Source organism: Streptomyces sp. NPDC057697 (assembly GCF_042799335.1).
Classification (GTDB): Bacteria; Actinomycetota; Actinomycetes; order Streptomycetales; family Streptomycetaceae; genus Streptomyces.
Genome location: NZ_JBHVJA010000002.1, coordinates 943,959 through 967,844, shown reverse-complemented (window position 1 = coordinate 967,844; position 23,886 = coordinate 943,959). Strand labels below are relative to the sequence as shown.

The following is a 23,886-nucleotide window of genomic DNA, read 5'->3' as shown; positions in this document are numbered from 1 at the left end:
GCCTCCTCAAGCATGTACGGGTATGACGGGTACGGGTCGTGCGGGTGGTGGCCGCCGGTCACGGCATGGCCTTGCGGGCCGTGGCGAACCGCGGCCGGTTGTTCAGGTCGGGGTGGTCGGCCGCGTCCGCCCAGCCGCGCTCCTCGGTGAAGATCCACGGCACCTGGCCGCCCTGGGTGTCGGCGTGCTCGATGACGACGAGGCCGCCGGGGCGCAGCAGGCGGTGTGCGGTGCGTTCGATGCCGCGGATGGTGTCGAGGCCGTCCTCGCCGGAGAAGAGGGCCATCTCCGGGTCGTGGTCGCGGGCCTCGGGCGCCACGTACTCCCACTCGGTGAGCGGGATGTACGGGGGGTTGGAGATGACCAGGTCGACCTGCCCGTCCAGCTCGGGGAGGGCGGTCAGCGCGTCTCCCTGGTGGACGGTGACCCGGGATCCGTCGGCGTTCTTCCGGGTCCACTCGATGGCGTCGTCGGAGAGCTCGACGGCGTGCACCCGGGAGCGGGGCACCTCCTGGGCCATGGCCAGGGCGATGGCGCCCGATCCGCTGCACAGGTCGACGACGACCGGCTCGACCACGTCCATCGCGCGTACCGCGTCTATGGCCCAGCCGACGACCGACTCGGTCTCCGGGCGGGGGACGAAGACGCCGGGTCCGACCTGGAGCTCCAGGTAGCGGAAGAAGGCGCGGCCGGTGATGTGCTGGAGCGGTTCGCGGGCCTCGCGGCGGGCGACGGCCTCCCAGTAGCGGGCGTCGAACTCCGCGTCCGGCACCCGGTGCAGCTCGCCCCGCTTGACGCCGTGCACGAACGCGGCGAGTTCCTCCGCGTCGAATCGCGGCGAGGGCACACCGGCGTCGGCCAGCCGCTGGGTGGCCTGGGCCACCTCGGCGAGCAGCAGGTTCATCGCGGTTCTCCGTACGGTTTACGGGCGGGGGCGGGCGTGGCTCACGCGTTGGCGAGCTTGGCGGCGGAGTCGGCGTCGACGCACGCCTGGATCACGGAATCCAGGTCGCCGTCGAGCACCTGGTCCAAGTTGTACGCCTTGAAGCCGACGCGGTGGTCCGAGATGCGGTTTTCCGGGAAGTTGTAGGTACGGATCTTCTCGGAACGGTCGACGGTGCGCACCTGGCTGCGCCGTACGTCCGACGCTTCCTGCTCGGCGGCCTCCTGGGCGGCGGCGAGCAGCCGCGAACGCAGGATACGCATGGCCTGTTCCTTGTTCTGGAGCTGGCTCTTCTCGTTCTGGCAGGAGGCGACGACACCGGTCGGCAGGTGGGTGATGCGGACCGCCGAGTCCGTGGTGTTGACGGACTGGCCGCCGGGGCCGGAGGAGCGGTAGACGTCGATGCGCAGGTCGTTGGCGTGGATCTCGACGTCGACCTCCTCCGCCTCGGGCGTGACGAGCACGCCGGCGGCGGAGGTGTGGATGCGGCCCTGCGACTCGGTGGACGGCACCCGCTGCACGCGGTGCACGCCGCCCTCGTACTTCAGCCGGGCCCACACGCCCTGGCCGGGCTCGGTGGCGCCGTTGCCGCCCTTGGTCTTCACGGCGACCTGGACGTCCTTGTAGCCGCCGAGCTCGGACTCGGTGGAGTCGATGATCTCGGTCTTCCAGCCGACGCGCTCGGCGTAGCGCAGGTACATCCGCAGCAGATCGCCGGCGAACAGGGCGGACTCGTCGCCGCCCGCGCCCGCCTTGATCTCCAGGAGCACGTCCTTGTCGTCGCTGGGGTCGCGCGGGACGAGCAGCAGGCGGAGCTTCTCGGTGAGCTCCTCGCGGTGCTTCTCCAGCTCCTTGACCTCGGCGGCGAAGTCGGGGTCGTCGGCGGCGAACTCGCGGGCCGTCTCGATGTCGTCCCCGGTCTGCTTCCAGGAGCGGTACGTGGAGACGATCGGGGTCAGCTCGGCGTAGCGCTTGTTGAGCTTGCGCGCATTGGCCTGGTCGGCGTGGACCGCCGGGTCCGCGAGCTTCTTCTCCAGATCGGTCTGTTCGCCGATCAGTTCCTCGACCGCCTCGAACATCTTCGGGCTCCTGATTTCTTCACTCGGGCGTGCCTGCTGGACGGCGTGATGCCGGCCCGGCGGGGGTACGGAAGCGGGGCCGCGTACCCCCGGCCGGAAAAAACGCCGGTCCCGACGCCCCCGGAAGAGGGCGCCAGGAACCGGCGCAGTGGCTCGCTACTTGCTGGCGGAGCCGGCAGCCTTGCCGAAGCGGGCCTCGAAGCGGGCCACACGGCCACCGGTGTCGAGGATCTTCTGCTTGCCCGTGTAGAACGGGTGGCACTCGGAGCAGACGTCGGCGCGGATGGTGCCGCCGTCGATGGTGCTCCGGGTCGTGAACGACGCGCCACAGGTGCAGCTGACCTGCGTCTCGGCGTACTCGGGGTGGATGTCGCGCTTCAAGGGTTTCTCCTAGGTTCGGGAGGGCGCCGGGTCGCACGCGCGGATTGCGCGTCCGTGAACCGGGGCCGACGTACCAGTCTGCCAGGACCGGCCGTATCTCCCAAAACCGGGGGCGGGCCGCACCTATTCCCGGCCCGCCCGGTCACCGTACGACGCCGCCCGCGGCGCCCTTGTCGCCCGCCGAATTCTCGGTGGCGGAGGCGGGGATGGCCTTGTCCTGTTCGAGCGCGGTCCACACCTGCCGGGCGGCGGGTTCCAGCGGGACGACGCGGTTGGGGTCGGCGGGGTCGTACTCCACGGGCAGGGTGACCATGTGGACGTTCTTCGAGCCGAGGCCCCGCAGTCCGTTGGCGAAGGACGTGAGCTCCTTGACCGAACCCAGGTCGGAGTCGGTGGTGACGGCCTTGGTGGCCGTGTCCGCGAGGTCCAGCAGGGTCTTCGGGTTCGAGAACACCCCGACGCTCCTGACCTGTTCCATCAGTGCCTTGATGAACGCCTGCTGGAGCTGGATGCGGCCGAGGTCGCTGCCGTCGCCGACGCTCTTGCGGGTGCGGACGAGGCCCAGCGACTGCTCTCCGTCGAGGGTGTGGGTGCCGGGGGCCAGCTTCAGATGGCTCTTGGGGTCGTCGATCGCCCGGGTGGTGGTGATCTTCACGCCGCCCAGCTCGTCGATGAGCTTCTTGAAGCCGGTGAAGTCGACTTCGAGGTAGTGGTCCATGCGGATGCCCGACATGGCCTCGACGGTCTTGACCGCGCAGGCCGGTCCGCCGACCTCGTACGCCGTGTTGAACATCGCGCGCTGCTCGGCCGCGACCGGCTTGCCCGTCGTGTCGCTGGTGCACTCGGGGCGGGTGACCAGGGTGTCGCGCGGGATGGAGACGACGGAGGCCGTCCGGTGGCCCTTGTTGATGTGCAGGACCATCGCGGTGTCGGAGCGGGCCGCGCCCTCGTCGGTGCCGTATTCGGAGTTCGCGCCGGAGCGGGAGTCCGAGCCGAGCACGAGGATGTCCTGGGAGCCGTTGTCGATGTTGTCGGGGCGGTTCTTGCCGAGCGCGGCGTTGATGTCGACGGCCTTGAGGTTGCCGTTGAGCTTGACGTAGGCGTATCCCAGACCGGCACCGCCGACGACCACGGCCCCGGCCAGGGTCCAGGCCGCGATCACCGTCGCCCTGCGACGACGGGAGGGCTTCTTCCGGCGCTTGCCGGTGGGGCGTATTCGGCCGCCGCTCCCGTTCTGCTCGGTCATGGGTCTCCTTCGGTCATCGGCTTTCCCCGGCTGCCCCCAGCGGTGTTCGGGCACTGGAACGTCGACATGTCGGTACTTCGTACGACGCCGTGGTACCAAGAAGGGTTGCACAGCCACCTGTTGTTTCCGTGTGAGGACGAAAGGGGCATCGCACCCGGATGAACAGCCGGTGATCCGGCGCTCACCTGCGGTTTCTTGACCGGTGCAGGCATCCGCGCACCATCGGCGGCACGTCCGGCATGTGGCAAAGGTCTCGGTTCGGCCACGGCGCCGGGCCGTCCGCGTCGCATCGCCCGGCGCACGGAACAGGGCCGCCCCCGTCACCGAAGTGACGGGGGCGGCCCTGTGATCCGGCCGGTCGGGCGCGACGTCAGTCGTTGCCGTTGCCCGGGGCCGGCGTCGTCTTCTGGATCTGGAGCAGGAACTCCGCGTTGGACTGGGTCTTCTTCATCCGGTCCAGGAGGAGCTCGATCGCCTGCTGCTGGTCGAGCGCGTGCAGCACCCGGCGCAGCTTCCAGACGATCGCCAACTCCTCGCTGCCCAGGAGGATTTCCTCCTTGCGGGTGCTGGACGCGTCGACGTCCACCGCCGGGAAGATGCGCTTGTCCGAGAGCTTCCGGTCGAGCTTGAGCTCCATGTTGCCGGTGCCCTTGAACTCCTCGAAGATCACCTCGTCCATGCGCGAGCCGGTCTCGACGAGCGCGGTGGCCAGGATGGTCAGCGAGCCGCCGTCCTCGATGTTGCGCGCGGCACCGAAGAAGCGCTTCGGCGGGTACAGCGCGGTCGAGTCGACACCACCGGACAGGATGCGGCCGGAGGCCGGGGCCGCGAGGTTGTACGCACGGCCGAGGCGGGTGATGGAGTCCAGCAGGACGACCACGTCGTGACCCAGCTCGACGAGACGCTTGGCGCGCTCGATGGCCAGTTCGGCGACGGTGGTGTGGTCCTCGGCGGGACGGTCGAAGGTCGAGGAGATGACCTCGCCCTTCACCGACCGCTGCATGTCGGTGACCTCTTCCGGACGCTCGTCGACCAGGACGACCATCAGGTGGCACTCGGGGCTGTTGACCGTGATCGCGTTGGCGATCGCCTGGAGGATCATGGTCTTGCCGGTCTTCGGCGGGGCCACGATCAGGCCACGCTGGCCCTTGCCGATGGGGGCGACCAGGTCGATGATCCGCGTCGTCAGGACGTTGGAGTCGGTCTCCAGACGGAGCCGGTCCTGGGGGTAGAGCGGGGTCAGCTTCTGGAACTCCGGGCGGCCGCGGCCGGTTTCGGGCGCCATGCCGTTCACCGAGTCGAGGCGGACCAGGGCGTTGAACTTCTCCCGGCGCTCGCCGTCCTTGGGCTGGCGCACCGCGCCGGTGACGTGGTCACCCTTGCGCAGGCCGTTCTTGCGGACCTGGGCGAGCGAGACGTACACGTCGTTCGGGCCCGGCAGGTAGCCGGAGGTCCGGATGAACGCGTAGTTGTCGAGGATGTCCAGGATGCCCGCGACGGGGATCAGGACGTCGTCGTCGGAGACCGGGACCTCGTTGGCGAAGTCCTCGCGGCCACGGCGGCCACGGCGGTCGCGGTAGCGGCCGCGACGGCCGCGACGGCCGCCCGCCTCGTCGTCGTACCCGTCGTCCTGCGGGCCGCCCTGCTGTCCCTGGCCCTGGCGCTGCTGGCGCTGGCCGCCCTGCTGGCCCTGGCCACCGCCCTGCTCGTCGCCCTTGCCCCGGCGGTCGCGCTGCCGGTCGCGGCGCTCCCCGCGCTCCTGGCGGTCGCCCCGCTCGCCGCGCTGGCCGCGGTCCTGGCGGTCGCCGCGGCGGCCCTCGGCCGTGTCGGCGGCGGCCTCGGCCTTGGCGTCGGCCCGGTCGTCGCCCTTGGGCTCGGCCGGCGCGTCCGTCTTGGCCTCGGCGGTCTTGCTCTCCGCCTTGGTCTCCGGGCTGCCCGCCTGCGCGGTCGCACGGCGCCGACGGCGCTCGCCCGCGGGCTGGTCGTCGCTGGCCGGCTGGCCGGGGATGTCGATCTGCTGCTGGGCCGCGGCCTTCTCGGCGGGCGCGGCGGCGGCCTCGTCCCCGGTGCGGGCCTTGGAGGTGGCGCGGCGCTTCGGCTTGGTCTCGGCCGTCGCGGCGGGCGCCGCGGCCTTGGGCGCGGCGGAGCCGCCCGCCTGCGCCTCCTTGATGACCTCGATCAGCTGGCCCTTGCGCATCCGCGCAGTGCCCTTGATGCCGAGGCCGGACGCGACCTGCTGCAGCTCGGCCAGGACCATGCCGTCAAGGCCGGTGCCGGAGCGGCGGCGCCGTGCGGTGGTGCCAGTGGCAGCACCTTCGGCGGGCGCGGCGCTGTCGACGCTCTTGTCGGCAGTCACGCCCATCAGATCGGTGGTGTCGCTCACGAAGGGTCCTTCCCTGGAGCGGACGTCGGCCTTCTGGCTCGGCGACCGGTTGTGCTGTCCGACTGCGGTCTTTTTCTTGCGGACCGTGCCGGGGCGGTGGTCCGCCGGGTACGGCGGAGAGATGAAGGTGTGCAAGGGCCCGGCGCGAGCATCCCCCTGCTCGGCCCACTCCTGGACGAGCGAGGGGTGTCGTGCCGGTTCCGGAGCGTGCACGAAACTGCTCAGGCAGGCTGCTCAGGCAGTTGGGGAGGCTCCCGGAAGAATTGGTGGTCCCGGAAAGGGACACGAAGCAACGCGCCACATAGACGTCGGTTGCAGACTTGAGGTTAACACTACCGGCTCCAACAAACATTCCCCCTCTCACTCACCGGCAATCACTTCTCGGCTACGGGGCGAGCGGCAGCACACTCGCGCCCGGGGCGTCGAGGGCGAGGCGATTGGCCGCCCAGCCCGCGCCCGCCAGCTGTGCGACCTTGTCGGCCGCACCGTCCTCGGCCAGTGCGAGCACGGTCGGCCCGGCACCGGAGATGACCGCGGGGACGCCGTCCGCGCGCAGTCGGTTGACGAGTTCCACGCTTTCGGGCATCGCCGGCCCGCGGTACTCCTGGTGCAGCCGGTCCTCGGTGGCCGTGAACAGCAGCTCGGGATGCCTGGTCAGGGCCTCGACGAGGAGCGCGGCACGGCCGGCGTTGAAGGCCGCGTCGACATGCGGGACCGAGCGCGGGAGCAGTCCGCGCGCGGTCTCGGTGAGGACCGGCTTGCCGGGTACGAAAACCACCGGAACGATGGATTCGGCGGGATCCATCCTGATCGCGCGCGCGGATCCGCCGTCCATCCACGCCAGGGTGAAGCCGCCGAGCAGACAGGCCGCGACATTGTCGGGGTGGCCCTCGATCTCGGTGGCCAGCTCCAGCAGCGCCGCCTCGTCGAGCCGGGCGTCACCGCCGGTCGTCACGGCGCGGGCGGCGACGATGCCGGCACAGATGGCGGCGGAGGAGGAGCCCAGGCCGCGTCCGTGCGGGATGCGGTTGGCGCAGACGATCTCCAGACCCCGGGGCTGTCCGCCGAGCAGGTCGAAGGCCGTGCGCAGGGAACGTACGAGGAGGTGGTTCTCGTCGCGGGGCAGCGTGTCGGCGCCCTCACCCGCGATGTCGATGTGCAGTCCGGAGTCGGCGACGCGGACGACCACGTCGTCGTACAGCCCCAGCGACAGGCCGAAGGCGTCGAAACCCGGGCCCAGGTTGGCGCTGGTCGCAGGGACGCGCACCCGGACGGCGGCGGCTCGGAAGGCGGGACCGGCCATCGGTTGGACGACTCTCCTTGTGTGGCAGCGGGGGGTGGTGAAGCGGTTTCTCCGTGGTGGCGGGAGGTCGTGGTGACGGGGAGTGGAATTCCGGGGAACCCGACGGCCACAACGGCCCATGCACCGCGCAAGATGCGGCGGGGCGGGTTGGGTACAGCTTATCGAAGGAAGGTTCTGTGGCGACATAGGGCGCACGGGAGGCGCACGATGCGTGTCGCACGCCGCCGATGCGCTCTCGCCCCGGAATGGGGCGGTTGAGCCGGGTTCTTCCCTGGTCCGGCGCACGGGCCGGCGGACCGGGCAGGACCCGTGGCCGGCCCGGCTCCGGGCCTTCCCGGTCCGCCGACGGGCCGCGGGACCCGTCATCCGGATCATGCCGGGCGCACGTGCCCCGGGACCGGATCCGGCCCGACCCGGCACCGTCCGGACAAGGGCCCCGGGGCGTGCGGCGAAAGTGGCGCCGTCCGTCCGAAGATCGGGCGGACGGGACTTTCGCCGTACGCCCTAGACCAGGCCCAGCTTCTGCGCGGCGGTGGGCGCGTCGACCGGGACCGTGACCGGCTGCGGGGCGCCCGCGACGGCCCAGTCGGGGTCCTTGAGGCCGTTGCCGGTGACCGTGCAGACGATCTTCTGGCCGGGGTCGACCTTGCCCTCCTCGGCGGCCTTCAGCAGGCCCGCGACGGAGGCGGCCGAGGCGGGCTCGACGAAGACACCCTCCTGGGAGGCCAACAGCCGGTAGGCCGAGAGGATCTGCCGGTCCGTCACCTCATCGATGAAACCGCCCGATTCGTCCCGGGCGTTCAGCGCGTACTGCCAGGAGGCCGGGTTGCCGATCCGGATCGCGGTGGCGATGGTCGACGGGTCCTTGACGATCTCCCCGCGCACGATGGGCGCGGAGCCGGAGGCCTGGAAGCCCCACATGCGCGGGGTGTGCGTGGACACGCCGTCCCCCGCGTACTCCGTGTACCCCTTCCAGTACGCGGTGATGTTGCCCGCGTTGCCGACCGGGAGGACATGGATGTCCGGGGCGTCGCCGAGCGCGTCGACGATCTCGAACGCGGCGGTCTTCTGGCCCTCGATACGGACCGGGTTGACCGAATTGACCAGCGCCACCGGGTAGTTGTCCGAGAGCGAGCGGGCCAGCGTCAGGCAGTCGTCGAAGTTGCCGTCGACCTGGAGGATCTTGGCGCCGTGCACCAGCGCCTGGCCCATCTTGCCGAGCGCGATCTTGCCCTGCGGCACGAGGACGGCACAGACCATCCCGGCCCGCACCGCGTACGCGGCGGCGGAGGCGGAGGTGTTGCCGGTGGAGGCGCAGATGACCGCCTTCGCACCCTCCTCCTTGGCCCGGGTGATGGCCATCGTCATGCCGCGGTCCTTGAAGGAACCGGTCGGGTTGGCGCCCTCGACCTTGAGGTGCACCTCGCAGCCCGTGCGCTCGGAGAGGACCTGAGCGGGGACGAGCGGCGTACCGCCCTCACGAAGCGTGACGACCTGCGTCGTGCTCGTGACCGGAAGGCGGTCCCGGTACTCCTCGATGATGCCGCGCCACTGGTGGGTGCCCTTGCTGGTCATGGGTCCTTACTCCCCTTCAACACGCATGATGCTGGCGACACCGCGCACGGTGTCGAGCTTGCGCAGCGCCTCGACGGTCGCCGAGAGGGCGGCGTCGGACGCGCGGTGGGTGACGACGACGAGGGACGCCTCGCCGTCCTTGCCCTGCTGGCGGACCGTATCGATCGATACGCCCTTCTCGGCGAAGACCGTCGCGACCTGGGCGAGCACGCCAGGCTTGTCGGCCACGTCGAGACTGATGTGGTACCGCGTGACCACGTCGCCCATGGGGCTGACCGGCAGACGCGTGTACGCGGACTCACCGGGACCGGTGGCCTCGTTGAGCTTGTTGCGGCAGACCGCGACCAGGTCGCCGAGGACCGCGGACGCGGTCGGCGAGCCACCGGCGCCGGGGCCGTAGAACATGAGCTGTCCGGCCGCCTCGGCCTCCACGAAGACCGCGTTGTACGCCTCGCGGACGGAGGCCAGCGGGTGGCTCAGCGGGATCATCGCCGGGTGCACCCGGGCGGTGACCGACCGCCCGTCGGCGGCGCGCTCGCAGATGGCGAGGAGCTTGACGGTGCAGCCCATGCGACGGGCGGACGCGATGTCCGCGGCGGTGACCTCGGTGATGCCCTCGCGGTGCACGTCACCGATCCGCACCCGGGTGTGGAAGGCGATACCGGCGAGGATGGCGGCCTTGGCCGCGGCGTCGAAGCCCTCCACGTCGGCGGTCGGGTCGGCCTCGGCGTAGCCGAGGGCGGTGGCCTCGTCGAGCGCCTCGGAGTACCCGGCTCCGCTGGTGTCCATCTTGTCGAGGATGAAGTTGGTCGTGCCGTTCACGATGCCGAGGACCCGGTTGACCTTGTCACCGGCGAGGGACTCGCGCAGCGGGCGTACGAGCGGGATGGCGCCGGCCACGGCGGCCTCGTAGTAGAGGTCCCTGCCGTGCTGCTCGGCGGCGGCGTGCAGAGCGGCGCCGTCCTCGGCGAGCAGCGCCTTGTTGGCGGAGACGACGCTCGCGCCGTGCTCGAAGGCGGTGGTGATGAGCGTGCGGGCGGGCTCGATGCCCCCGATGACCTCGATGACGACGTCGATGTCGCCCCGTTTGACCAGGGCCGTCGCATCGGTGGTGATCAGGGCGGGGTCGATGCCCTCCCGCACCTTGGAGGGCCGGCGCACGGCGACACCGGCGAGCTCGACCGGCGCGCCGATGCGCGCGGCGAGGTCGTCGGCGTGCGTCGTCATGATGCGCGCCACCTCTGAGCCGACCACTCCACAGCCCAGCAGCGCCACCTTCAGCGGACGCGTACGCATCATCCGACCTCGTTTCCTTTACATCTGATGTGTGGACCAGTCTCACTCACCGGACGGGGGATTCTGCCACTCGTCCGGATCCTGAGATATGTATTTCATCAGCCGACATCGAGACGCAGGAGATCTTCCTCCGTCTCGCGCCTGACGATGACACGCGCCCGGCCGTCCCGCACGGCGACGACCGGCGGGCGCAGTGCGTGGTTGTAGTTGCTCGCCATGGAGCGGCAGTACGCGCCGGTGGCGGGCACGGCGATCAGGTCGCCGGGGGCGAGGTCGGAGGGCAGGAACGCGTCCTTGACCACGATGTCGCCGCTCTCGCAGTGCTTGCCGACGACCCGGACGAGCATCGGCTCGGCGTCGGAGGTGCGCGAGACGAGCGCGACGGTGTACTCGGCGTCGTACAGCGCGGTGCGGATGTTGTCCGACATGCCGCCGTCGACGCTGACGTAGGTGCGCAGCCCCTCCAGGGGCTTGATGGTGCCGACCTCGTACAGCGTGAAGGCGGTCGGGCCGACGATGGCGCGCCCCGGCTCGACGGAGATCCGCGGGGTGGCGAGCCCGGCCGCCTCGCACTCGCGGGTCACGATGTCGCCGAGCGCCTTGGCGATCTCGTGCGGCTCGCGCGGGTCGTCCTCGGAGGTGTACGCGATGCCGAGCCCGCCGCCCAGGTCGATCTCGGGCAGCTCCACCCCGTGCTCGTCGCGCACCTCGGCGAGCAGCTGCACCACGCGCCGGGCGGACACCTCGAAGCCGGCCATGTCGAAGATCTGCGAGCCGATGTGCGAGTGGATGCCGGTGAGCTCCAGGCCGTCGAGGGTGAGCGCGCGGCGCACCGCCTCGGCGGCCTGTCCCCCGGCCAGCGCGATCCCGAACTTCTGGTCCTCGTGCGCGGTGGCGATGAACTCGTGGGTGTGCGCCTCGACGCCGACGGTCACCCGGATCTGTACGCGCTGCCGGGTGCCGAGGCGCTGCGCGATGTGCGCGACCCGGGCGATCTCCTGGAAGGAGTCGAGCACGATGCGGCCGACCCCGGCCTCGACGGCGCGCTCGATCTCGGCGACGGTCTTGTTGTTGCCGTGGAAGGCGATGCGCTCGGCGGGCATCCCGGCGTCCAGCGCGGTGGTCAGCTCGCCGCCGGAGCAGACGTCCAGGTTGAGCCCCTCCTCCCGGAGCCAGCGCACGACGGCGCGCGACAGGAAGGCCTTGCCCGCGTAGAAGACGTCGGCGTCCGGTCCGAAGGCGTCGGCCCAGGCGCGGCAGCGGGCCCGGAAGTCGCTCTCGTCGAGGAAGTAGGCGGGGGTGCCGAACTCCTCGGCCAGCCGCGTCACTTCGATTCCGCCGACGGTGACGGCGCCGTCCTCGTCGCGGGTGACGGTGCGGGCCCAGACCTTCTCGTCCAGGGCGTTGAGGTCGGCGGGCGGGGCGGTGTAGTGCCCCTCCGTCATGACGTCGGCGTGACGGGGCCCGGCGGGGTGTGCGGATCGGCTCATCGTGTTGCTCTGCTCTCTCGGATCTCTCAGAGGACTTCGGGTGCGCTGATGCCGAGCAGGGACAGGCCGCCTGCCAGCACCGTCCCGGCGGCTTCGGCGAGAGCGAGCCGGGATCGGTGGGCGGCCGAGGGTTTCTCGTCACCGACGGGGAGCGGTGAAGCGCAGTCGTGGAAGTCGAAGAAGGCCTGGGCGAGGGCCTCCAGCTGCCGGGCGACCCGGTCGGGCTCACGGTGCCGGGCGGCGGCGGCGAGCACCCCGGGGTGGTCGGCGAGCAGCGCGGCGAGCGCGGGCGCGTCCACGCTCTCCTCGTACGAGGCGCCGAACCCGAGCTGCCGGGCGTTGCGCCCCAGGGCGCGGATCCGGGCGTGTGCGTACCGCACCCGGAACAGCGGGTTGCTCTCCCGCTGTACGAGAAGCGCGCCGTCCCCCGTGTCGCGGGGCCGGTCGTGCGGGGCGGCCCGCAGCAGCGCCCAGCGCGCGGCGTCGGTCCCGAGCCGGTCGAAGAGGTCGCGGTCGGCGGGCGGCACGGGCACCACGTGCAGCGGCTCCCCGTCCGCGGCGCGCTCCCCGGTCCGGGCCCCCTGGGACCGGAGCAGCCGCTCGACGGTCTCGGTGACGATCCGGGCGCGGAGCTCCTTGGCGGGTACGAAGGAGACGGGCGCGCCGGCGAGGGCGTCCCCGTGCCCGTACGCGGTGCCGTGCGCGGCGACGGTCCGGACCAGGGTGCCGAGGCCGTGCGCACCGGGGCGCAGGGTGAAGTTCAGGAATCCGGGCCCGGTGATCTCGACGTCGTCGATCCCCGGCGCCGTCAGGACCCGCTCCCGGAGGATCGCGGCCACGTCCCTGGCCGGCAGCGCCGCGGGCCCGGCCAGCTGGAGGGCGACGGCGCAGGCGTACTCCCCGCGCCCGCCGGGCCTGGTCCGCTCCACCCGCACGCGCGCGGGCACGGGCGCGCGCAGGGCGTCCTCGTCGACCGCGCGGCGCACGGCGTGCAGCACGGTCCTGGAGAGATCGGCGGGGGTCACAGGACAAGCGTATGGGAGGAAGGGGGGCACCCCGCGACCCCGTTTCGCCATGCGGTCACCCCGCGGCGCGCTCCGCGGCCCCGGCGCCCCGCCTGCCGTCGAGGGACGGCGGCCTCCCCCGCTCCATCAGCTGCCGCACGAGCCGTACCAGCTCGGTCGGCTCGAAGGGCTTCGCGAGGAACGCGTCGACCCCGGCGGCGGCCCCGCTGTCCACCTCGTACGGAGTGCAGGCGCTGATGATCGCCACGGGCAGATGTCTGGTCCGTGGATCGGAGCGCAGTCTGGCGGCGGTCTGCACACCGTCCAGTCCGGGCATGACGACATCGAGCGTGATCACATCGGGGCGGACCCCATGCACCAGATCAAGACACTCGACACCATCGGCCGCGGTCACGACCTCGAAGCCCTCAAGCTCGAGATTGACCCTGATCAACTGCCGGATGACCTTGTTGTCGTCGACAACAAGCACGCGGCCACACGCCCCTGACACCCTTCGAGAGTAGGGCCGGCTCCGTGGCTGCGTCCGGGTTTTACCCACTTCCGCCCCCGGACGGGTGGCGCGAGGGGTGGCCGGAAGCATCCGGAACGCACCGCACGCCCCCTGCGACCTGCCCCGCGCCGCGGCTCCGCCGACCCGGAAATACCTGTTCACGGGCACCCCGCGGAAGCTGGTAGTGTTTCACCCGTCGCCGAGCAACACGGCGATACGCCCTCGTAGCTCAGGGGATAGAGCATCGGCCTCCGGAGCCGTGTGCGCAGGTTCGAATCCTGCCGAGGGCACCTTGCACAAGGTGCCCGAAAGGCCCTTCGATCAGGCTTCACGCCAGATCGAAGGGCCTTTCTTCATGCGCCGTCGCGCATCACCGGGACCCATGGCCCCGCCCTCCGCCCTCCGCGGACGGGTGTGACCGGTGCGCTCCGGCTCCGGTCCCGCCCCCTCGACGCGGCCCTCGATCCGCCCTCCGGCCCGGCTCCCACAGAAGTACTTAGGGTACCCTAAGTGGGGATACGGGGGTTGATGTCCACTTCTCTGGAGGCGGTGTGACCAGGCGCTTCTCTCTCTCGTCCGCGCACGGGTACGCGGATCTCGCGCGGCAGTACCGGGAGTTCTACGCGGCGATCGGGATCTGCCGCGACGGTGGCGTGGAGGGGGCCCGGGTCTACGATCTGCGGCCGGGGACCGGGGTCGGGAGCGTCACCGTCCACGAGCTGCTGCACGGGGTCACGCTCACGTTGTACGACCTGACGTTCCATGACGAGCTGATCCTCGATTTCGATCTCGCCGGGGACTACTTCGAGCTGGAGTACTGCGTCGACGGGCTGATGCACCTGGAGGAGCGGGCGACCGGAGCGACGGTCTTCGGGGCGAACGAGCTGTCGATCTCGCACTCCCGGGCCTCTGCGGGGCGTCTCGTCCGCCCGGCCGGGCAGCGCTACCGGGGTGTGTCGATCGCGGCCCGCCGGGAGGCGACCGGCGCCTTCTTCGGGAGTCTGGGGGCGGCGGTCTGGGAGGAGCGGGTCGAGGCGATGCCGGCCGAACTGCGCGACGCGCACTACCTCGGCCGGCAGGCTCCGCCGGAACTCGCGGCCGCCTTCGCCGACTTGTTCACCTGTGCGCTGCCGGCCCGGTTCCGCGCGCTGTATCTGGAGTCGAAGGTCATGGAGATCCTCGCCCGGATCGTCGCGGGCACCGAGTCCCCGCGCGGCCCGGTCGGGCCGCCCATGGCGGAGTACGAGATCGAGCGGATCCGGAAGGTTCCCGAACTGCTGATGGAGAACCTCCACGAGCAGCACACCGGGGAGTCGCTCGCCCGAGCGCTGGGCATGTCTCCCAAGCGGCTGAACGAAGGGTTCAAGCAGCTCTACGGCGACACGGTCTTCCACCACCATCGCAACGCCTGCCTGCGCCGGGCCTCGCTGCTGCTCGTCGAGACCGATCTCAGCATCGCCGCCGTCGCGCTCAGGAGCGGCTACTCCAGCCCCAGCAACTTCTGCCACGCGTTCAAGAAGCACTACGGGCGGACGCCCCGGCAGTACCGCGCGGGGCGGGCCGCGGCCGGTGTCCGGGAGGCCGCTTCCTGATCCGCGGTGCGGCGGAGTGTTCCGGGCGGGCGTCCTCTCCGGGGGCGCCCGCTCCACATTTCCCGGTCCCGCGTTCCGTACTGGTTCCGCCGGGTTCCTTCCGAGGATGGCCGGGTGGCCGATGCCACGCCCGCCCCGAAAGGACATCGTGAACGCCTCCCCGCTCCCTGCCCCGATACGCATCCGCGCGGCTCTCGCCGCCGTTTCGGCCCTGCTGCTCGTCGGCTGCGCGAACACCGCGCAGCCCGCCGCCGTGCGCGGCGGCGACGAAGCGGCCGGGCGGGGCCATTACCCGGTCACCGTGGACGTCATGGACGACTCCGGCAAGAAGCTGGAGCAGACCATCGGGGCCGAGCCGAAACGTGTCGTCGTGATCGGACAGGCCCTGGCCGAGCTGATGATCGAATTCGGGCTGGACGACCGGATCGTGGGGGTCGGCTACCTCGACAACTCGTACTCGAAGTACGCGGACCGGATCGCCGAACTGCCGAAGATCTCCGACCAGCTCCCGTCCAGGGAGGCGGTCCTCGCCCTGCGGCCCGATCTCGTCCTCACCATGTCGTTCGCGCTGAAGCCGGACAAGATCGGCGAGATCCCGTTCTGGAACAAGCGGGGAGTGGACGTCCTCCCGGCCGTGAACTACACGAAGGGCCGCGATCTGGACAGCTACTACGAGGACGTCCGGCACGTGGGCGAGGTCTTCGGCAAGACGGAACGGACCGAGGCCTACACCCGGAAGCAGAAGGGCCGGATCGCGGCGATCGGACGGCGCGCGAAGAAGGCCACCGACTCCCCCGAGGTCCTCCTGGTCGCCAGCGGCGGGCGCGACACGTACGACTACTACGCGCCTTCCCTGGGCCTGGTGGACGAGATGGTGAAGAACGCCGGCGGGACGTACATGGAGCTGACCGACGACAGTTACGCGCAGCTCTCGATGGAATCGATCGTCGCGGCCGACCCGGACAAGATCATCGTGACCGAGTTCCAGAAGTCGGACGGCGAGAAATCGCGTGACCGTCTGCTGCACGACCCGCGCCTGAAGAACGTCACCGCGATCAAGGACGGCGCCGTGATGATCGCCGACTACACGACCTCCATCCGGGGCTCCCTGGCGCTCGCGGAGCTCTGCGAGGACGTCGCGGCGTTCGTCCACCCCGACCTCTTCCCGGCCTCATGAGCCAGGACATGATCGCGCCGGAGCGGACGGAGAGTCCGGCGCGGGCGGGCCGCGGAGCGCGGCGGGTGGCGCCGTCCCTCCTGGTGGCCGTCCTTCTGCTCGTGCTGGCCGCCTCGGTCGTCGTGTCGGTCTCGATCGGCCAGGTCGACGTCCCGGTACGGGAGTCCGCGCGCGTGCTGTTCGACCGGCTGACCGGGGACGGCGGTTCCGGTAACCCCATGTTCGTGGACGTGATCTGGAGCATCCGGCTCCCCCGGGTCCTGCTGGCCGCGGTCGTCGGCGCCGGGCTCGCGCTGTGCGGCACCGTCATGCAGGCCACCCTCCAGAACCCCCTCGCCGATCCCTTCGTGCTCGGCATCTCCTCCGGGGCCTCCCTCGGCGCCGCGTTCGCGATCCTGACCGGGTTCGGGGCGGCCGGGGCCGTGGGGGCCGTCACCGGGCTCGGCGTGCCGTTCTGGGCGTTCGTCGGGGCACTGGCCGCCGCCGCCCTGGTCCTGGGGGTGGGCAGCGCGGGGTCGCGTACCTCGCCGGTCAAGCTGATCCTCGCCGGTACCGCGGTCAACGCCCTGTGCGGCGCCGCCTCCAGCGCGCTGGTGTACTTCGCCGACAGCGCCGAGGGGGTCCGCTCGGTCACGTTCTGGAGCATGGGCAGCCTCGCCTCCGCGGAATGGGCCACACTGCCCGCCGTGAGCACCGTGGTGCTGCTCGCCACGGCCTTCTTCCTCTTCCGGAGCCGGGTCCTGAACGCGTTGCTCATGGGCGACGAGGCCGCGGTCACCCTGGGCATCGACCCCGGGCTGCACCGGCGGATCCATCTGGTCCTGGCCGCCGTGGTCACCGGAATGCTGGTCGCCACCTGCGGAATCATCGGCTTCGTCGGCCTGATCGTCCCGCATGTGGTCCGCAGCGTGGTCGGACCGGACCACCGCGGGCTGCTCCCCGTCGCCGTGCTGTCCGGAGCGCTCTTCCTCATCTGGGCGGACGTGGCCGCGCGGGTCGCGGTCCCGAACGCCGAGCTGCCGATCGGCATCGTGACGTCCGTTCTCGGCGCCCCTCTCTTCCTGCACATGCTGATCCGTAAGGAGTACGGGTTCGGTGACAAGTAACCCTGCCGCGCGGGCGCACGACGAGGACGCGGCCCGTCGCGGACTGCGCGCGGAGCACATCTCCGTCACGCTCGGCGGCGCCCGGGTCGTACGCGACCTGAGCCTGAAGGTGGCCGACGGCCGGTTCGTCGGTGTGGTCGGGCCGAACGGGTGCGGCAAGTCCACGTTCCTCAAGAGCATCTACAAGGTCGTGGCCCCCGACTCCGGGACCGCGGTCCTCGGCGGCCTGGACCTCCTCGCGAGCCGCCCCGGCGCGGTCTTCACCCGGCTCGCGGTGGTCGCCCAGTTCAACGACCTGAACTTCGACTTCACGGTGGCGGAGATGGTCGCGATGGGCCGCACCCCGCACAAGCGGCTGCTGGAGACGACCGGCGAACGGGACCGGGAGATCGTCCGGCGGGCGCTGCGCCGGGTGCACATGGCCGAGTACGCGGGGCGGAGCTTCCGCACCCTGTCCGGCGGCGAGCGCCAGCGGGTGGTCCTCGCGCGGGCCCTCGCCCAGGAACCGGCCTTCCTCATACTCGACGAACCCACCAACCACCTGGACATCAAGCACCAGCTGGAGATCTTCTCGATCGTCAAGGAGCTCGGCATCGGCGTGCTCGCCGCGCTGCACGACCTGCCGATGGCGGCGAGCTACTGCGACGAGTTGTACGTGCTCAAGGAAGGCGCCGTGGTGACCCACGGGCCGCCGGAGGAGGTGCTCACACGAGACCTCATCCACGAGGTGTACGAGGTCGAGTGCGAGACCTACCGGAACCCGGTGACGGGGCGGCTCGCCATCGCCTACCTCGACGAGCACAACCGCTGCCTGGAGGCGTTCGACCGGCCGTCCCGGAGGAACTGAACCGTGAACCCGCGTCACCTCGCTCCCCTGGTCGTCGCCTGTACGGCCACCTTCCTGCTGCTCGCGTACGCCACGGTCGTCACCGTGGCCATTCCGGCGATCGCCGCCGATCTGCACACCGACTTCGCGGCGTTGCAGTGGGTCGTGGACCTCTACACGCTGGCGCTCGCGGCGCTCCTCGTCGTCTGCGGCGCGGTGGGGGACGCGCTCGGCCGGCGCAGGGTCTTCCTGGCCGGTTTCGCTCTCTTCACGCTGTCCTCGCTGGCCTGCGGACTGGCCCCCGGTGTGCGGGAGCTCATCGCGTTCCGGGGCGCGCAGGGGGTCGGCGGGGCCGCCATGTTCGCGACCACGCTGCCGCTGATCAGGGCGTCGTACCAGGGGCGGGAGCAGCACCGGGCCTTCGCCGTCTGGGGCGCCGTGGCCGGCCTGGCCGCCGCCGTCGGCAACGTCTGCGGCGGGCTGCTGGCGGAGGCCCTGGGCTGGCGCTGGATCTTTCTGCTCGCCGTGCCGGTGGGGGCGGCCGGACTGGTGCTCGCGTTCGTGTTCCTGCCCCGTGATCCGGGGCGCGGGGCCGGGCGGATGGACGTACCGGGGTCGGTCCTGCTGAGTGCGGCCATCGCCGCCCTGGTCGTCGGCTCGCTCCTCTTCGGCGAGCACGGGGCGGGTGCGGGCCCGGGGCTCGCCGCCCTGCTGGCGGCCGTGGCGGTGCTCGCCTTCGTCGCGTACGAGCGCCGCACGGCGGAGCCGGTCGTCGATCCGGCGCTGTTCCGCCACCCCAGGTTCCTGGCCGTGGTCGTGGTGGCGTTCGGCTACTACTTCGCCGCGTTCGGCCCGCTGACGGTGCTGTCGTCGTGGTTCCAGGACGGTGCGGGCCTGGACGCGGTCGACACCTCGCTGCTGCTGGCCCTCCAGCCCGCGGTCTTCTTCGTCGTCTCGGCCGCCTGCGGGGCGGTGCTCCAGCGCGTACGGCTGTGGATACCGCTGGGCGCCGGAACCGCGCTCTGTGCCGCGGGGTGTGCGGGCTTCTTCCTGCTGGGCGTCTCCTACGGGCCGGCGGCGCTGGTGCCGTCGCTGCTGCTGACCGGGATCGGCGCGGGCATGGTGTCGCCGGTGCTCCCCTCCGCGGCCATGCGGGACGCCGACCCGTCGCGCGCGGGCACGGCCGCGGCCGTCGCCAACACCGCCCGCCAGGTGGGACTGGCGCTGGGCACCGCGGTGTGCGGCGGACTCCTCATCGGCCTCTCCGCCCCCGGGCGTCGCGCGTACACGGCAGCGGTCGGCGAGGTCGGTGCCGTCGCGGCACTGGTCGCGCTCGCCGCGGCGGTGTCGGCGGTCGTCCTGCTGCGGCGTGCGGACGAGCGCTCCCGGACCGGCTCCCTGCCGGACGTCACCGGGCCGTAGGGCTGCGGGCGCCGGTCGGGGGCGCCGGCGGGCTCCGGTCGGTGGCGCTCGGCGGGCGCCGGTCGGGGGCGCTCCTCCGTACCGGCTACGCCCCCGCTTCGTCCGGTCCGTCGGAGCCGATCTGTTCGGCCCGCAGGGCCAGGTCCTGGAGCACATCGGCGGAGGTCACGTCCGTCTGCCCGGAGTCGTGCACCTGGGCCAGCATCGCGAACGCCAGGGTGAACGCGCCGACGAGCTGCTCCACCGCGCCGCCCACCTCCCGGCCGACGAGCGTCGCGACCTCCTCGATCGAGGCGTCCTCGGGTACGGAGATCCGGGGCATCGTCTCGTTGAGGAGAACGGTCACCACGCTGGGGTCGGTCTCCAGGTCCTCGCGGTCGACGTTCTCTTCGAGCAGCCGACGGATCTCGCCCGCCTCCGTGAGGATGCCCACCACGCGCTTCACCACTTCGCTCTGCTCCATCCGGCGAGCATAGGCGCGGAGCCGTGCGACCGGTGATCAATCGGCGTTTCGGGGTGCCCGGCAGGTGTGATGAGGGGGCGCGGGAAGCACTCGGACGCGGTGCGCGGGGCCCCGGAGGGCACCCGGATTGACACTGTTCGGGGTGTCGTGGATGGTGATGCGGCCGGGTTCGATTCGAGGCCCGGTGTGCTCAACTGTTGGGGGGCTGAAGTGAGTTGGGACAATCAGAGTTCTGAGGGAGGGGCCGGATCGGCTCCGCCTCCACCTCCGCCCGGTTTCGCCCCGCCTCCGCCGCCGACCCGGCCGCCCGTGGTCGGGCCGCCGCCGCCCGGGAGCGGGCTGCGGGCCGTGGCCGTGGCGTTGCTCAATCTGAGCGGGCTGGGGCTCGGTTACGCGCTGATGCGGTGCTGGGTGCGGATGGTGCTGTGCTGGGCCGCGACCGGGGCGTTGCTGTGGGCGGTGCTGCCCGCCGAGCCGGAGGGGGCCGCCGGGTGGGTGGTCGTCGCCGGTCTCCTCGCGCTGGTGCTGGCGGCCGGGGACGGGGCGCGGGCCGCGCGGCGGCGGGCGGTCGGCGGGTCGTGGCGGCCGGTGGTGGCGGCGGGGGCCGGGCTGGTGCTGCTGGCGGTGCCCGCCGGGGGCGTGGTGGCCTACGGCTCCGCGCGGGACGAGGCCGTGGAACAGATGTTGCTCGACCGGCTGGACCGGGGCGACCGGAGCGTCGGGGCCGCCTCCGGCAAGTCCTTCGCCCAGGCGCGGGGCGACTACGAGGCGGCGCTCGCCGTCTACCGGGACCTCGGGCGGAAGCACCCCGGCTCGCGCGCCGGGAAGCTGGTGCCGAAGCGGCTCGACGCGTACTACGAGGCGGTCTCGGCACCGTACCGACGCAAGGAGTTCTGCGAGGCCGTCGCGCCGCTGACCTATCTGCGGACCCTGCCCAGGACGGTCGGCCCCGCGCTGCTGGGCGATCTGGCGGGCTATCCCGACGGGCCGCTCGCCGCCTCGCTGTACGCGTGCGGGGTGTCCAAGCTGGGCACCGTGCCGAAGGACGGCAGGAGCGGCGACGAACTGAGCGAGTTGCTGCGTACGTTCCCCCGCTCGGCGGAGGCCGGGCAGGTGGGGCCCGCGGTCACCCGGAAGATCTCGGAGCAGAGCCGGGCCGTGCGCGGGAACGATCCCTGCGCCGCCAGGGACACGCTGCGCCGGCTCCGTACGGCCGCCCTCGCACTGCCCGACAAGGCGCTCTCCGGTCTGGCCCCGAAGGCCGACCGGGGCATCCAGGACGGCGGATACGCCTGTGGGGTCGCCCAGTTCGAGGCCAAGCGGTTCGGCCGGGCCCGGCTGACGATGACGGAGTTCGCCGCGTCGTACAAGAAGGACAAGCGCGTGGCACGGGCCCGGGACATCGCCATCGCCGCCGAGATCGCCGACACCCGCGCGGCGGCCGGCAGGCATCTGCCGCCCTCGGGCAGCCCCGGCGGGACCCGTATGGAACTCGTCATCAGCAACGACGCCCCGGACGGGGTCGAGATCCTCTACACCGGGCCGGTCACCGGGAAGACCACCATCAAGGGGTGCGGCAGCTGCTCGGCCCGTTCCGGGCTGAGCGCCTCGCTGACGGCCTGCAAGACCAAGGGGAAGAACTATCCGCGGACGACCCTCTGGCTGCCCGCGGGCGAGTACCACTTCCTCTACAAGCACCGGGGCGGCTCGTCCAGCACGATCGTCAGCAGTTACGCGGACGGATCGAAGATCCAGCCCGGGTACCGGTACACCGGCTGTACGTATGTGACCACTTCGCCGTCGTTCGGTCTCGGGCCTGCGGATCCCGTCAAGCACGTCTGAGCTACGGAGCCCGGGGGCCGGGCGGGCGGGGGCGGCGGAGCGGATCGGCGGCATGACAGGCGGCGGGCCGCGGAATGGTGCGGAAAGGCTACGAACCGGTCCGCCGACTCGGGCACTTGGTCGATTCTTGGTCAGTACATGCCCCTTGCATGAGGTGTTCCTCGCCAGAGTGACGCATTACATGTGCACATCATTCAGTGCATGTAATCCACACGCGTAGACCCACATCGCAGGGGGTTGTATGAGAATCAGCCGCGCGAGAAGCCGTGCCGCGCTGAGCATGGCGGCGACGCTGCCGCTGCTGGCCGGCGCGCTCGCCCTCGGGACACCGAACGCCAGCGCAGACTCCGCGCCGGGCGGACGGAACGTCCTCCAGGGCACCAAGCCCGCCTGGGCGACCGCCGGGGCGGACCGGGGAGCCACGCCCGACGGCGGCAAGGTCGGTGTCCGGGTCCATCTGGCCGGACGCGACGCCAAGGGGCTGGCCGCCTACGCCGCCGCCGTGTCCGACCCGCGGTCCGCCTCGTACGGGAAGTACCTGAGCGCCGCGCAGGCGCAGGCCCGGTTCGGGGCGACCCGGCAGCAGATCGACCAGGTCGCCCACTGGCTGGAGTCGAGCGGGCTGACGATCACCGGCACCAACCAGCACTACGTCTCGGCCACCGGTGATGTCGCCGCCGCCGAGAAGACGTTCGGCACCCAGCTGCGCAACTACCGCAAGGGCGGCCGGACCTACCGCGCCCCCGCCACCACCGCCTCGGTGCCCGCCGCGCTGGGCGACGCCGTCCTCGCCGTCTCCGGCCTGGACAACGCGCCGCACAAGTCCAGCCACGACGAGACGCTGCCGCCGCCGGACGCGGTGTTCCGCAACTCCGGCCCCTTCTCCACGTACCACGGGTCGAAGACCGCCACGACGCTGCCGAGCGTCGACGGGGCGAAGGCGCCGTACGCCGTCAAGGGGTACACCGGCAAGCAGCTGCGCGCCGTCTACGGTGCCGGCCGCTGGACCGGGAAGGGTGTCACCGTCGCGATCACCGACGCGTACGCCTCGCCGACCATCGCGAAGGACGCCGCCGAGTACGCCAAGCGCAACGGCGACGCCCCCTACCGCCGCGGGCAGCTCAGCCAGGTGCTCCCGGACGACTACACGAGGACCGAGGAGTGCGGCGCCTCCGGCTGGTACGGCGAGGAGACCCTCGACGTCGAGGCCGTGCACGCGGTCGCGCCCGCCGCGGACATCGTGTACGTGGGCGGCGCCTCCTGCTACGACGCCGATCTGCTGGACTCGCTGAACAAGGTCGTCGACCACCGGCTCGCCGACATCGTCTCCAACTCGTGGGGCGACGTCGAGGCCAATGAGACGCCGGACATCGCGGCCGCGTACGACCAGATCTTCAAGATGGGCGCGATCGAGGGCATCGGCTTCTACTTCTCCTCCGGCGACGACGGCGACAACGTCGCGTCGACGGGCACGAAGCAGATCGACGTGCCGTCCAACTCCGCCTGGGTGACCTCCGTCGGCGGCACCGCGCTGGCGGTCGGCAAGAACGACACGTACCAGTGGGAGACCGGCTGGGGCACGCTGAAGTCGACCCTCTCCGCGGACGGGAAGAGCTGGGACGGCCTGCCGGGCGAGTACACCTCCGGTGCGGGCGGCGGCACCAGTTCGTCCGTGAAGCAGCCGTTCTACCAGCGCGGCATCGTGCCCGACTCGCTCGCGCGGGCCAACGGCAAGCAGCGGATGCGCACCGCCCCGGACATCGCGGCCGTCGCCGACCCGAACACCGGCTTCCTGGTCGGCCAGACCCAGACGCTCCCGGACGGCTCGCTCGGCTACGACGAGTACCGCATCGGCGGTACGTCGCTGGCCGCGCCGGTCATCGCCGGTGTCCAGGCGCTCGCGCAGCAGGCCCGGCACGGGCTGCCGATCGGATTCGCCAACCCGGCGATCTACTCCCGGTACGGCTCGAAGGCGTACCACGACGTCACCGACCACCCGCTGGGCCCGAATCGCGACCTCGCGGTCGTCCGGGTCGACTACGCCAACGGCGTGGACGCGGCGGACGGTCTGCTGACCTCGCTGCGGAGCCTCGGCAAGGACGCCTCGCTGAAGGCGGTCCGGGGGTACGACGACGTGACGGGCGTCGGGACCCCGGCGGCCGGTTACGTGGACTCGTACCGCTTCCCGTTCCGCAGGCACTGAGCCACCGGTCAGGAACCGACGGCCGTCCCGGGGCCCTGCCCCCG

Annotated in this window: 19 protein-coding genes and 1 tRNA gene; 8 read left to right on the top strand and 12 right to left on the bottom strand. The window is 71.6% G+C overall.

The genetic code is table 11. The features are described 5' to 3' along the window. Positions 1 to 58: 58 nt before the first annotated feature. From prmC to ACFVFH_RS09200, 11 genes are all read right to left on the bottom strand, one after another. Complete coding sequence (gene prmC, locus ACFVFH_RS09250; protein WP_383765348.1) at positions 59 to 904, bottom strand: peptide chain release factor N(5)-glutamine methyltransferase; 846 nt, start codon at positions 902 to 904, stop codon at positions 59 to 61. Between the two features lie 41 nt (positions 905 to 945). Next, positions 946 to 2,022: a peptide chain release factor 1 gene (gene prfA / locus ACFVFH_RS09245; protein ID WP_383765346.1), complete on the bottom strand. Its 1,077-nt coding sequence runs from the start codon at positions 2,020 to 2,022 to the stop codon at positions 946 to 948. A 156-nt stretch (positions 2,023 to 2,178) separates the two neighbouring features. Beyond that, a complete protein-coding gene (gene rpmE, locus ACFVFH_RS09240; RefSeq protein ID WP_189542185.1) occupies positions 2,179 to 2,403 on the bottom strand; it encodes a 50S ribosomal protein L31 in 225 nt (74 codons plus the stop codon). 142 nt (positions 2,404 to 2,545) lie between these two features. After that, positions 2,546 to 3,649: an LCP family protein gene (locus ACFVFH_RS09235; protein ID WP_383765344.1), complete on the bottom strand. Its 1,104-nt coding sequence runs from the start codon at positions 3,647 to 3,649 to the stop codon at positions 2,546 to 2,548. Positions 3,650 to 4,019: 370 nt separating this feature from the next. Continuing rightward, positions 4,020 to 6,032, bottom strand: a complete 2,013-nt coding sequence (gene rho / locus ACFVFH_RS09230; RefSeq protein WP_383765342.1) for a transcription termination factor Rho — start codon at positions 6,030 to 6,032, stop codon at positions 4,020 to 4,022. 385 nt (positions 6,033 to 6,417) lie between these two features. Beyond that, positions 6,418 to 7,335: a homoserine kinase gene (gene thrB / locus ACFVFH_RS09225; RefSeq protein WP_383765341.1), complete on the bottom strand. Its 918-nt coding sequence runs from the start codon at positions 7,333 to 7,335 to the stop codon at positions 6,418 to 6,420. A gap of 504 nt (positions 7,336 to 7,839) precedes the next feature. Beyond that, positions 7,840 to 8,910, bottom strand: a complete 1,071-nt coding sequence (thrC, locus tag ACFVFH_RS09220) for a threonine synthase (RefSeq protein ID WP_383765339.1) — start codon at positions 8,908 to 8,910, stop codon at positions 7,840 to 7,842. Positions 8,911 to 8,916: 6 nt separating this feature from the next. Beyond that, positions 8,917 to 10,209, bottom strand: coding sequence for a homoserine dehydrogenase (locus ACFVFH_RS09215; RefSeq protein ID WP_383765335.1), 1,293 nt, complete (start codon positions 10,207 to 10,209; stop codon positions 8,917 to 8,919). A 95-nt stretch (positions 10,210 to 10,304) separates the two neighbouring features. Next, complete coding sequence (lysA, locus tag ACFVFH_RS09210) at positions 10,305 to 11,696, bottom strand: diaminopimelate decarboxylase (protein WP_383765333.1); 1,392 nt, start codon at positions 11,694 to 11,696, stop codon at positions 10,305 to 10,307. Between the two features lie 26 nt (positions 11,697 to 11,722). Next, positions 11,723 to 12,721, bottom strand: a complete 999-nt coding sequence (gene nrtL, locus ACFVFH_RS09205; protein ID WP_383765332.1) for an ArgS-related anticodon-binding protein NrtL — start codon at positions 12,719 to 12,721, stop codon at positions 11,723 to 11,725. 55 nt (positions 12,722 to 12,776) lie between these two features. Next, positions 12,777 to 13,190 carry a response regulator gene (locus ACFVFH_RS09200; protein ID WP_383765330.1) on the bottom strand — a complete coding sequence of 138 codons (414 nt, stop codon included), beginning with the start codon at positions 13,188 to 13,190 and terminating at the stop codon, positions 12,777 to 12,779. Positions 13,191 to 13,429: 239 nt separating this feature from the next. Here ACFVFH_RS09200 and ACFVFH_RS09195 point away from each other — a divergent pair. From ACFVFH_RS09195 to ACFVFH_RS09170, 6 genes are all read left to right on the top strand, one after another. Continuing rightward, positions 13,430 to 13,501: transfer RNA gene (locus tag ACFVFH_RS09195), tRNA-Arg, on the top strand. A gap of 261 nt (positions 13,502 to 13,762) precedes the next feature. After that, positions 13,763 to 14,803, top strand: a complete 1,041-nt coding sequence (locus tag ACFVFH_RS09190; RefSeq protein ID WP_383765328.1) for a helix-turn-helix domain-containing protein — start codon at positions 13,763 to 13,765, stop codon at positions 14,801 to 14,803. Positions 14,804 to 14,951: 148 nt separating this feature from the next. After that, positions 14,952 to 15,980 carry an ABC transporter substrate-binding protein gene (locus ACFVFH_RS09185; protein WP_383765327.1) on the top strand — a complete coding sequence of 343 codons (1,029 nt, stop codon included), beginning with the start codon at positions 14,952 to 14,954 and terminating at the stop codon, positions 15,978 to 15,980. Beyond that, positions 15,977 to 17,086, top strand: a complete 1,110-nt coding sequence (locus ACFVFH_RS09180) for a FecCD family ABC transporter permease (protein ID WP_383765325.1) — start codon at positions 15,977 to 15,979, stop codon at positions 17,084 to 17,086. Before ACFVFH_RS09185 ends, ACFVFH_RS09180 begins: the two co-directional genes overlap by 4 nt. Continuing rightward, the gene (locus ACFVFH_RS09175) at positions 17,076 to 17,933 is read left to right on the top strand and encodes an ABC transporter ATP-binding protein (RefSeq protein WP_383765323.1); all 858 of its coding nucleotides are present in this window, start codon (positions 17,076 to 17,078) and stop codon (positions 17,931 to 17,933) included. Before ACFVFH_RS09180 ends, ACFVFH_RS09175 begins: the two co-directional genes overlap by 11 nt. A 3-nt stretch (positions 17,934 to 17,936) precedes the next feature. Beyond that, a complete protein-coding gene (locus tag ACFVFH_RS09170) occupies positions 17,937 to 19,334 on the top strand; it encodes an MFS transporter (RefSeq protein WP_383765321.1) in 1,398 nt (465 codons plus the stop codon). Positions 19,335 to 19,419: 85 nt separating this feature from the next. Here the strand turns inward: ACFVFH_RS09170 and ACFVFH_RS09165 are convergent, their stop codons facing one another. Continuing rightward, positions 19,420 to 19,797 carry a hypothetical protein gene (locus ACFVFH_RS09165; RefSeq protein WP_344507704.1) on the bottom strand — a complete coding sequence of 126 codons (378 nt, stop codon included), beginning with the start codon at positions 19,795 to 19,797 and terminating at the stop codon, positions 19,420 to 19,422. 309 nt (positions 19,798 to 20,106) lie between these two features. On the opposite strand from ACFVFH_RS09165, the gene ACFVFH_RS09160 reads away from it, so the two are divergent. Continuing rightward, positions 20,107 to 21,639, top strand: a complete 1,533-nt coding sequence (locus tag ACFVFH_RS09160) for a tol-pal system YbgF family protein (protein WP_383765320.1) — start codon at positions 20,107 to 20,109, stop codon at positions 21,637 to 21,639. A 241-nt stretch (positions 21,640 to 21,880) separates the two neighbouring features. Next, on the top strand, positions 21,881 to 23,842 hold the full coding sequence (locus tag ACFVFH_RS09155) for a protease pro-enzyme activation domain-containing protein (RefSeq protein ID WP_383765318.1): 1,962 nt from the start codon (positions 21,881 to 21,883) through the stop codon (positions 23,840 to 23,842). Positions 23,843 to 23,886: the final 44 nt, after the last annotated feature.